This is a genomic window from Tropicibacter oceani (assembly GCF_029958925.1).
Lineage (GTDB): Bacteria > Pseudomonadota > Alphaproteobacteria > Rhodobacterales > Rhodobacteraceae > Pacificoceanicola > Pacificoceanicola oceani.
Window position 1 is genome coordinate 3,922,240 of the sequence record NZ_CP124616.1, and the last position, 10,221, is coordinate 3,932,460.

8 protein-coding genes are annotated in these 10,221 nt (G+C 53.8%); all 8 read right to left on the reverse strand.

Annotated elements, in window-relative coordinates; translation table 11 throughout:
• Window position 1: 1 nt before the first annotated feature.
• Window positions 2-2,206, reverse strand: coding sequence for a TnsB C-terminal domain-containing protein (locus QF118_RS18845; protein ID WP_282300577.1), 2,205 nt, complete (start codon window positions 2,204-2,206; stop codon window positions 2-4).
• 91 nt (window positions 2,207-2,297) lie between these two features.
• A complete protein-coding gene (locus tag QF118_RS18850) occupies window positions 2,298-2,510 on the reverse strand; it encodes a hypothetical protein (RefSeq protein ID WP_282300578.1) in 213 nt (70 codons plus the stop codon).
• 378 nt (window positions 2,511-2,888) lie between these two features.
• Window positions 2,889-3,566, reverse strand: coding sequence for a hypothetical protein (locus tag QF118_RS18855; protein ID WP_282300579.1), 678 nt, complete (start codon window positions 3,564-3,566; stop codon window positions 2,889-2,891).
• 1,843 nt (window positions 3,567-5,409) lie between these two features.
• Window positions 5,410-6,132 (reverse strand): hypothetical protein, encoded by a 723-nt coding sequence (locus tag QF118_RS18860; protein WP_282300580.1) that lies wholly within the window; start codon window positions 6,130-6,132, stop codon window positions 5,410-5,412.
• Window positions 6,133-6,355: 223 nt separating this feature from the next.
• Window positions 6,356-6,988, reverse strand: coding sequence for a hypothetical protein (locus QF118_RS18865; RefSeq protein WP_282300581.1), 633 nt, complete (start codon window positions 6,986-6,988; stop codon window positions 6,356-6,358).
• A 236-nt stretch (window positions 6,989-7,224) separates the two neighbouring features.
• Window positions 7,225-8,151, reverse strand: coding sequence for a hypothetical protein (locus QF118_RS18870; protein WP_282300582.1), 927 nt, complete (start codon window positions 8,149-8,151; stop codon window positions 7,225-7,227).
• 41 nt (window positions 8,152-8,192) lie between these two features.
• The gene (locus QF118_RS18875; protein ID WP_282300583.1) at window positions 8,193-9,173 is read right to left on the reverse strand and encodes a hypothetical protein; all 981 of its coding nucleotides are present in this window, start codon (window positions 9,171-9,173) and stop codon (window positions 8,193-8,195) included.
• 485 nt (window positions 9,174-9,658) lie between these two features.
• Entirely contained in the window at window positions 9,659-10,138 is a 480-nt protein-coding gene (locus tag QF118_RS18880) for a hypothetical protein (RefSeq protein ID WP_282300584.1), read from the reverse strand.
• Window positions 10,139-10,221: the final 83 nt, after the last annotated feature.

Genomic DNA, 10,221 nt, shown 5'->3' on the forward strand with positions numbered 1-10,221 from the left:
ATCACTCCTCCTCGAAGGTGATGGAGGATGCGGCCGGGGTCGTCGTCTGGTCGGCACCGCGAGGCTGGGCATCCATACGGCCGTCGATGTCGTCAGACCCGTCATCCTCCGGAGGCAGCTCCTGACCCAATGTGCCCTTCGCCTTGGTCGGGGCCTTCGGCTCATAGAACTCCACGCCTGCAAGAAGGTTCTTTTCTTCGCGCATGAAGCGCTCCTCGGACCAATCCTCCAGGTTCAGACCAGCCCGCGCCATCGCTTTCTCATTACGGTCCTTGATCGCCAGGATGGCTGCGCGGACTGCCGCGTTATTCAACCGGTTCGATTTCGGAGCACCGTTGCGAACGTGGCGGACTGCCGTCAGCCACGTCTGTGCGGGCACACCTTTCAGGGACGTGTCGAGAGCGGGGACGTTAAACCAGGCCTCGCCAATCTTGACGGAAATTGCCCCGATATCTTTCGGGTGCCAGCGCACTTTGACCGGCTTCACATCGGTACGACGCAGGTGGTTCTGGATCACTTCCGATTGATAGCGCAGGCCGAGAACGGTGATACCGGTCTTGTCGAGGCGATAGTCGCGCTCATGCCCGAAACACAGGCGCATCATCTCCGAGTCCGGCGGCGGGGTGACCCCGTACACCTTGTTCAGGCGACGCCAGGCCTGAACGGGAGTTTCATCGTCGAGACCGCCGTGCGGCGTGTTGTGGTAGATTTCCACAACCCAGCGAATGAGCGCGAACGTCAGATCATCCAGGTTCAGAGCAGCTCGCTTCTCCGGATCCGAGTCACCCTTCTGAAGGATTCCCCGGAACGTATGCCCGGACAGACGGGATGCCAGATCACCCGAACAGGTGCCGAAGAAACGCTCGATGGCTCCGCGGTTTTCCGGGACGCCATTCATGGCCATCTCCCAAGCGATACCCAAGTCCTCGGCCGCCATCCGGAAACGCAAGGACTTGAAGGCAGAGCCGCCGTCGAAGACAATCAACTCCGGGGTGCCATGCATGTCCCAAGGCGTGTGGGATCCGACGGCGTCGGACCAGGCACCTTTGTTGGTCACGATCATCTGCAACAACTGAACGGCAGCCTCGGAATTCGGAGCGCGGCTCAAGACCATGCCAACGATACAACGGGTTGCACAACAAATCGCGGCCGTAAGCGTCCATCGCGCTGCTTTCCGTTTCTTGATTTTTCCGGTTTTCGGATCCCGATACTCCTCGAACTGGATGCCCATGAACTGCTTCTCTTCCTCGGTGAAGAGTCCGTAAATGTCGGTACTCTGCAGCAAGGTCTGAGCATCGAAGGTACACTCGTCGATTTCGACCCGCTCCAATGGCCGCGTCGCGATGACGCCCGTCGTGACTGGCCGGAACTTCTTCCGCGCCGCGTCAATGCCATTCCGCTTCAATTCCACCTGGAACGGATCCAAGGATCGGACGGCAAGCCGGAAGGTTTCACGGTTTGGGATTTTCATCGCCGGTTTACCCGCTTCCACGAGTTCCTTGTTCTTTGCCTCGAACTCCAAATGCATCTCTTCAAAGAGCTCTTTGATCGTCGGCTTGTCCTGCGACATGTATTTCCGAGCGATTGCCATCATCAGCGAGCTTTCTGCTGCGGTGAGACGGGAACGGCGATTTCCGCGATCCGAAACACTATCGATATGCCCCATGAGCCCGAACTTGTTCAGCTCCGCCAACCAACGACGCAGGGTACGAGGCGAAGGCGGTTTCGCGAAATTTTCACATTTCAGGATCTTTCCATCGGGCCCAGGCTCAGGCGCGTCGACGGGAGCCCGTTCCAACACGCGCCCCAAGAGTTCTACCTTGTTGGCCTTGATGGACGCGTCTGTGAACGTCAAGAGCTGCTCATTGTGCATTTCCAGAGCGACCTGACAATACAGGTCACGTTTTGTAAGTCGGCGCAGAGGGCGATCGCTCAAAGCCGAAACCGAGGTCTCAGAACGCGCCAGCCGTTTGCATGCAGCAAGCGGGTCGAAATAGTCACGCTCGACACGGATGCGTCCCTCTTGGCCCAAGCGAGCGAGGTCTTCATGGCTGAATTGCTGACAAAGCCCAGTCGTATCGTCACGGCGCATGACGTAGCCAACTTCCGTCTCCATGCTCACCGTGAAGGGAAGGTTGTCGATCGAAACACGGTCCAGGAGACCGAAGACATAACGGGCGTTGGCGGTGCTGAAAGAGAGATCCATGATGTGTCCTTTCGTGGGATCGGAGCTGCGCAAGCAGCGAGAAATTCGCAGGCACCGGACAGGTGCCTGTTTGCTGAAGACGGATTGAGGGTCAGGATTTCGGCGAGTTCGGCTGATCCTGCAGGCTGTCGACGGCGCGGGCCAATTCGGCAAAGAAGCTTTCCACGCAGCCGTGCTGCGGCAGATGCATGGTTGCAGCGCACTCAAGGATCGTGAAATGCAGAGCTTTGCTCCGAAATGCGCCGGCATAATCGACGAGAGTGGTTTCGGGGATGCCGGAGGTATTCCAATTGAATTTCGACATGGGCTGTCCTTTCGTGGACATGCGGGGGCTGGGCCCTGGCGGAAGCCGCCAGGGATTTCATCAGGTCGATGGAGAGTTCGAGCTTGGAGGTGGACGTCGCGCTACTGGCGCTACTCGGCGGTACGGACCGGTTTGCTCCGCGATGCCCGCTTCAGTTCAACCGTCTCACCATCGCGAAGAATTTGAACATCGATGAGACAGCGGGTTCTAAGATCGATGAAAGCAACGGCTTGGAACCGCGTCTGCTTTTCTACGCGGCATGCCATCTCGGACATGATGTCCTTCAGATCGATCTGCCACTCGTCAATCTCAACGCATTCGAGGGGCGACCGTGCCGGCCGCTGGCGGGCTGTGAACCGGGACCGAGGGCTGGCCATCTCAGACCTCCTTCTTCTTAAAGACCATGGTCGTGTGGGTGATGCGCTCGTAGCTCAGCATTTCGAGATGCCCCGAACAGATCAGCCGTGCGATTGCGCGAAACCCCATGCCATCAAGGCGCGTCGAGGCGACGAGGTCGCCGACTGAAACCACGCCCGTCATGCTGCGAACAACATCCTGGGCGACGGTATCCCCAAAGCAATCGGGGCCGCGTACAGAGTGGAAGAGCTTGGCATTGAACAGCTCGACCGGGCAGACATCGTCCTCCGTGAACAGCAAAAGGTTGTCCAGAAAGCCTTGCGAAACGGCCTGCTTCTTGATCCGCGCCAATTCCTGGATGTATCGATTGCTCGCCCGGTCCTTGGGCCGCACGGCATAACCGATCATGGCGCCGTCGGTCTGCAAGGTGACAAGGTCAATATAGTGGTTGTGCAACTCACCGAACTTGTCGGACCACTCAAAACGGACCTGCGTCCGGAGTTCCAGTGTCGAGCGCCGATAACTGAGGATCAGCGCCGCGCACTTTTCGGCGTGGCTTTCAACGCCATGGCGTTCTCCTGGTCCATCGCCAAGTACGAGACCACCGGTGAAGTGTTTGGTGGATCCCACTTGCGTAGCGCGGTCGCCCTTGCAGGCTTCGGGTAGGCGGATACCGCCGCCAAGGGAAAGATCAGACATCGGTTCTTCTTTCGAAATGAGGTGACGCAACCCGATCAGCCGGGCAGCGGATGACCCCGAGGCGCACCTGGTCGTTCCACCCTTCCGACGACGCGGCATGGGTGGCTGCAGCAGGCAAACCTCTCCCGCTGGCAGTGCGCTGCACTACCCCACGGCAGGTCTGTCAATGTCGAGAAGAGACGTTATCCTTGAAGCGTCTGCATTGGCGTGCTAACTTCATCTGCGTCAACGAGCGGACTTCGGTCTTCTCAAAAAGCGGCGATCTGTTGGCGCAGATCGCTGTTTTCATTTCTGGATCAGGGCATAGGTGCCCTCCTTCTGATTTCTGGGACGTTGTAATTTTACGCTAGCTTGCAAGGACTGGCGTGGATAGCCCTTAATCTTTTAATTTCAGCACCTTACGATTTTGTCGCCTTTTCCACTTTTCGCATATGTGCGCCATCAGTGACTAGCGTCTGGTAGATTGAGTAGACCAACATCTTCCACTCCAAGGACGACATTGGCCGAAAAGTCGGTTGCGACGATTTCATTACTCTCCCATTGGGAGTTTTTTCTGATCGCAACTCGCCCATCTCAACCCGGAGATTGAGCGAATCAATCTGATGCTTCGCTTGTCGCAAGCGAATAGTTCACGCGGTGGGCGACCAGGATCATAGCGCGACACCGATGGTACGGAACCGAAGAGGGAGTGAATGGAATGGCAACGGGACTGGCCGATTTGGCCTTGGATCGTCTGCAACTTTGAAAACCTTCATACGTGTCATCTCAAGTCCGACCGCTTATCGCGCAGTCGGGGCGGTTCATCTCATATGAACCGTATGAGCCAGAGGCAGGTATGAAGCGTCGTGTTTTCCATGGCTGTTTGATAGCCGCCGGGAATCTTGCTCAATAGCCCAAATCGGTCAAAATCGCGTCTGAACCGCCGTAATGCTTCAGAATTGCAACACATTGACACAAAAGCATTTGACGTATTGCCTTTCTTTCGGGGTGGTGATCTTGACTTTCCTATCCTTACGGGAGGAACGGTAGTTCCGACCATTGATACTAAGGATAGGATGTCTGAGCGGGCGCTCGCGATTCTGCCGCCTCCAGCGAACAAGTCCGAAAAACGACTGGCTTTATTCGTCGCCAGCCCTTGATCTGCGATAGTTTCGTGCAGGTCGGCGAGCGCGACAAAAAACCACCTAAAAGGTGAAATCCCAATCCGCACTTCCCGCAAAAGCTGTGAAGATGATTCGCGTTATCCCGAGTTATCCAACGGCGGAGTAACGTCATACCCGCCCGGATAACTGTTCAACTCCAGATGTTTGCCACCCTTCACCCGCCTACCGGGTGAAGGGTGGCAGATTTCATTCGCATCAGGGAGAATTCAGATAGACTACCCGTGGAGTACGTGGATCCCCCACACGAGCAGAGGAATGGCACGCGCATCCGAGGTCGCGACATCGCACGCAAGAGGAGTCCAAGGGCATGGGAAACGACTTGGCCTTTGTGATCATGGGCATCTTGGTGACCGTTGGGTCGCTCGGCTCGTCGTACCTCACCTACCGCCGTAGCGCCAAGCCACCCATACCAGATCCCGAAAGACTGCGACGGTTCATCGAAAGTGCTCCGATTGAACGGCTTGAAGGGATCCAGCGGCCCGATGAGCCCGACCGTCAGGACCGATCCACTCCGACGCCGGCCGATGATGGATCATCACCTCGGTTTCAGGACCGCTGATAAACTTGTGCGACAGAGGCCCATGCCGATTTCTGCTGATCGGACGAAGGCCTTACATGCACGCGGACCATTGATCGCGCCCGAGGCCACCAGACCCTGATCGTCACGCCGCAATACGCGCCTACTGGACGCAGATCGGAGAAAGCTGGTCGTCCGTGTCCAGGTGCAGCGCGCTGCGCCAGAGCTGTGTCTTGAAGATGTGGCAGACCCGGCCGCCGAGGTCGTCGTCCCGAATTTCGCTGATCAGGCCCGCCCATACGAGCGGGCGCAGAACGCAGGATGAAAACGCGCCCATCTCCCGCCAGCCTGCCGTATGCCAGTCAAGCGCCTCGCCATAAAACGTTTCGAACAGGGCAGCCTCGGTCGTGCCGTGGTCGGCCTCGACATTGATCACGTTCATCCAGATGTCCCAGGTGCCGACCGGGCGGTCGTCGAACCGCGCGTAGGACGCGTGATCGATCTGCAGCACGAAATACGGGATCAATTCGGCGAACAGGCTTCCTGGACAGTCGGCCAACTCCGCCCCACGTTTCGTCAGGCGAAACTCACCCTTGAAGTGCCGCCCCAAGCGTAGGGAGATCAGCAGGAAATGCACGAGTTCCAGCGCCGGGAAGTCATACTCGTTGATTACCTTGTGGAAACGGAACATCTCCTCCGCGGATCTCCCGGGCCACTCAAAATGCTCGACGGCCCAATGCACGAAAACCCGCTTGAAGGCCTTGGTCTGCGTCAAGCCGATGGCACCATGATCCCGCGCGTAGCGAAGCGTCAGCAGAGCGCCCCGCAGCAGCGGCGACTGCGCGAGGTCGGGATGGTCATCGGCGAGGTTGCGAAACTCGATCATGGGCGGATGCTGCAACAGGCTGAAGGGCCACGCCATACTGCCGCAAATAGATCGTCCCCGACTTCATCGGTCACCCGGAAGCTGCCGTTCGTAGCTGGTGCGGCGTAGAGATCGTCAACTCCGAGCCTGAAGTCAAAACTGAAGGTGCAGACATCAAAATCAACTATTGCCACGAACTTTTTTCTGGAATTCCGACTATACAGGCCCGTATCCCTACACTGGATTATTGAGAATTATCGTTAACCTCCTGAAGGCGAATGAGAAAAGCGTTGCGCCAAACGGTGAACAAGTTGAGAGACAGCTCTACATCGTCACGTTTACGTCCGTGGGCAAGACTATTCCTCGCCTTTCGGAACAAGTCGATGGGCAAATTTATTTCTTCAGCCACACTCCCATTTAGATCCAGCGCATCAATCGCCGACAACAAGATGATGTCAGAGAGGTCCACGTTGTTTATTTCACTATCTCTTGAGCGCAGTGAAATTTCCGTGGATGATTTCAGCCTCCTGACTTCAGGCCCGTCAAGGCAAAAGACGCGCCGCAAGTCCCTGTAAACGTGCGCAAAGAGTTTGATATTGTTTCCATCAATAACAAATTTGGGCGTAAGATCGAAAACCGCCCTTCCAAGAAGGCCCAGATTTCTTTGCAACCTTAATTCCGGATGGCTCACATAGCCGTTGTACAGTATATAGTCACTGGGATCTAAAATCGGGTTGTTTAGAGATATACTAAGAGCCGCCATTAATGCGGAGACTCTCTCAGGAAACATTACGGTGTCGTTGACTATCGAGTTTGTGAAGCCCTGCAAATTTTCGAGAGCACCAGCAAAGGCGCGAGCCTCAAGAAAATCCGACATGTCGCGCCTGGGGTTGACATAAAACACGCACGCAAGCGGATACGATCCGCTCTTCTCGAATATATCTTCAACCAAATCGTAATGTCCCGAACTCTCGAAAAGCCTTAGCGTTTCCTCGTTCAGCTGCAGTAGGCACATTCCATCCTCGACTAATACACTATCGTGATCCATAACAGTTTCTGGGATAAGGAATGCTTGAAATGAGGATCCGTCCGACAAAAATATATGACCCATTATTAAGCCCCCACCGCTGAAATATCGGCCTCAACAATTGCCCTGATAAGATTTGCAGCAAAAGATAGCAATTCACTATCCCTGTCGCCCCACTCATCCGGTATTCGCCGCCCGTGAATGAAGTCGCTTCTCATTGAATAGAGAGAGCGAATTTTCTTCTTGATCCCGTGCTCATGAAACATCGGGAACCTTTTTGTAATTTCCTCACTGAGAGTGGGGATAATGCCGCTCACTGAGCCATTTAACAGCCGACCTTCAATGTAGATTACAAGACTTGATAGTCGGATTACTCTATGGATCGGATCTTCTTTCTGCCACATGAAAAGTGGTTCGAGTGGCAAAAAGGGATGGCCTATCGCTTCTATACCTGCTCGCGCCCATGCCTGAGCTCTTTCCTGACAGCGCTGCAAGGTTTCCAAGGTAGGGCTGTAAGTTGAGGCAAGCCCAGTCAACAGCAGGTTTCGTCCATAATGTCCGATACCTTTTTCGATATGAAGTGCCTCGACAGAATTCTTTGCGGCGAACCGAAGTTCCTGCATTTTTTCATCATCAATGCCGCTAGGAAACTCCAAACCCATGCTGTCGAGCAGTTCTTCTAAAGGGTCCTCATTGTAGACTCTGTAGTAGCGAATCGAGCCGCAAGGAGGAGGTGGGCAAGATGATTGTTCTGACTCGAGAACCAACGCTAGATGGAGCAGATCCGCCAACTTTTGAGTGTACTCCCTATTGTTGGCATAGTTGAATCTCAGAAAGCAGTTCTTCCTATTGCCATTTTCAATAAACCGAGATTGAGCCTCCATCGCGGGGCCGTCGAATTCTTCGAGATCTCTGTATTCGAGCGCAACTAAAGTCATCTCGGTTGATCGCACTTCGCTCTTTGGAAGCGTTATTCCGGGCATGTGTATAAGTGTGATTTCGTTCTTTCTCATTTCCTCGAGCCCAATCCAATTTCCCGACATGCATGCTGTATCTAAAGCGCTGTGTCTGCGACCAAATTTGAAGCCAGCACCAGCTCATCCATTCTCGCGTTTATTTCGGATGAATTTGCCGATGCAAGCAAAGAGCGAATATCTAATTGCTCGTACTCAAATCCTGCATCTGCGCCAAACTTGCAAAGATATCGATTCGCAGATTGAGAAAACGCGATGAGCCTAACCCACAAAATAGGTTTCAGCCCAGGGGAGAAATTTTCCAGTATGGCTTGGAAGGGCGCAACTATTTCTCCACCCGCCGTTTCTATTAGCTTCTCAAACTCATGGAACCTCAAAACGCTTCCGCTGTCATCTGCCAAAACGAGAGATTGGGCTGCCTGTGATATCTTGCCTGCAAAAACGTGTTGCGTTTGAGATGACCAATCCGAACCAGGTAGTGATGCAATTGGGATCTCGCTGCTAAGCGCCTTCTCAAAAGCCCGCCGCAACCGCAAGCACTCGATAGCGTCAATGTCTAACGAAAAGTCAGCCAACGCCATTCGGCTCTCGATCAAATCGCATAGCGCAATTGGGCGCAAAATTCGATAGACCGTATTCCTTCCAAAATATGAAGACATATTGATTGAGTATGCCTCTTCAGCAACAAGTCGTTCTATCCGCCCTACTGCGTCTCGGCATGCCAACAAAAGTTGGAAACGCAACGGGCCTATCTCGCGATAGAGTCGCTTTCTGGCTTCAGCCTCATATTCTCGCCGAGCATTGTTGTCCCCAAGTGCGTTTTGAAGTTGTTCACTTAAGCGTGCTTTATGTGTTTCTACGTCTCGTTGCAGTTCGGTACTCAATCGCAGCTTGTAACCTTCCATTTCACGTTGCAGTCTACTTTTGTAAAATTCTTGAAATAGCCAGCTAACACCAGTAGCTACCGCAATTGTGAAGGGGGCGAGCCATGCCAACAAAGAGGCCCAATCATTATTTTCGGAGATAGACGCAATGAGCGCGACAAGCTGTTCTTCGGTCAAAATTTTACACTTTCGATTTCAATGCCGGGATCAGGTTTCTAGTTTCACGATGACAAGCTACAGGCTTAACGGCCTGTCTTCTCTGGTGGCCTTATTTCGGACAGTCTATTCGGTCACATTGTAGCGAACCCGGTAGATAATAGTATAAGTCGCTTGTCACGTTTTTGGCAGATAGCAGCCACTTAGGGAAGCGTCTTGTACCGCAGCCTCGTCCAGCACCTCGAGCAATATCCTTCGACAAAGCAGTCAAAACGGACTGGGAGCGGACTTGCGGCAACGCAGCATCGGGTGCCCTGGATGACGTACAGAAAACGTCGTTCACGGCCCATAGCTGCCTTTGGCCGGTAGGTGTCTATGCTGCGATGCAGCCCGTCAGAGGAGACATTCGCTGCGAGCGCGAAGACAAGAGCTAGTCGAACTCACGGTTTGCGGACGAAGCGCCAATTCGCTGCGTTTGCTCGAATGTCGGCCAATGAATGCGTCCTTCACATGTGCTTATAAACGATTGAGACCTCACAACCCATTGCCATTTCGATTTTCTTTACCGCATCTTCCGACATTTCCCCAATGTTGGGATTCATGACGCTAAACGCAAAACAACCGAATGCCTGATGAAAATCGTAAATTAACTCATCAAGCGAAGCGAACTTCGAAAAGCAAGGCAGGAACTTCGAACAACAAGGCATTTTGCGTTTCTTTAGTCGGAATCCTGTTTTCTCGTCATAGTCTGAAGACATGGTCCTGCCCCACCAGTCAAGGTCGAGGGCGGCCCTGCAATGAGGGCAAGCGACTGATTGAAAATTTCCTCCACAGTTAAAAAACTGGATGCCCTCCGTCCGAACAATTTCGACTTCATCGGCATCGGGCATCATTTCTTCCAAGAGGTTCAAAGCAGCTTTAGTTTCCTTCTTTGAAGGCACATGCCTTGGAGATTTGGGAACGAAATATATCCAATCGTCAGACATAGGTTTTACACCAGCATTCTTTTCTTCGATCCAGATAGCAGACGCTCACACATTGCGCAGCATCAGTCAACGTGGGCTCGAAG

What these genes read in the sequence shown, in the direction of transcription:
- QF118_RS18845 (WP_282300577.1), bottom strand. Translation starts at nt 2,206, where the DNA reads ATGGATCTCTCTTTCAGCACCGCCAACGCCCGTTATGTCTTCGGTCTC.
- QF118_RS18850 (WP_282300578.1), bottom strand. Translation starts at nt 2,510, where the DNA reads ATGTCGAAATTCAATTGGAATACCTCCGGCATCCCCGAAACCACTCTC.
- QF118_RS18855 (WP_282300579.1), bottom strand. Translation starts at nt 3,566, where the DNA reads ATGTCTGATCTTTCCCTTGGCGGCGGTATCCGCCTACCCGAAGCCTGC.
- QF118_RS18860 (WP_282300580.1), bottom strand. Translation starts at nt 6,132, where the DNA reads ATGATCGAGTTTCGCAACCTCGCCGATGACCATCCCGACCTCGCGCAG.
- QF118_RS18865 (WP_282300581.1), bottom strand. Translation starts at nt 6,988, where the DNA reads ATGTCGGATTTTCTTGAGGCTCGCGCCTTTGCTGGTGCTCTCGAAAAT.
- QF118_RS18870 (WP_282300582.1), bottom strand. Translation starts at nt 8,151, where the DNA reads ATGAGAAAGAACGAAATCACACTTATACACATGCCCGGAATAACGCTT.
- QF118_RS18880 (WP_282300584.1), bottom strand. Translation starts at nt 10,138, where the DNA reads ATGTCTGACGATTGGATATATTTCGTTCCCAAATCTCCAAGGCATGTG.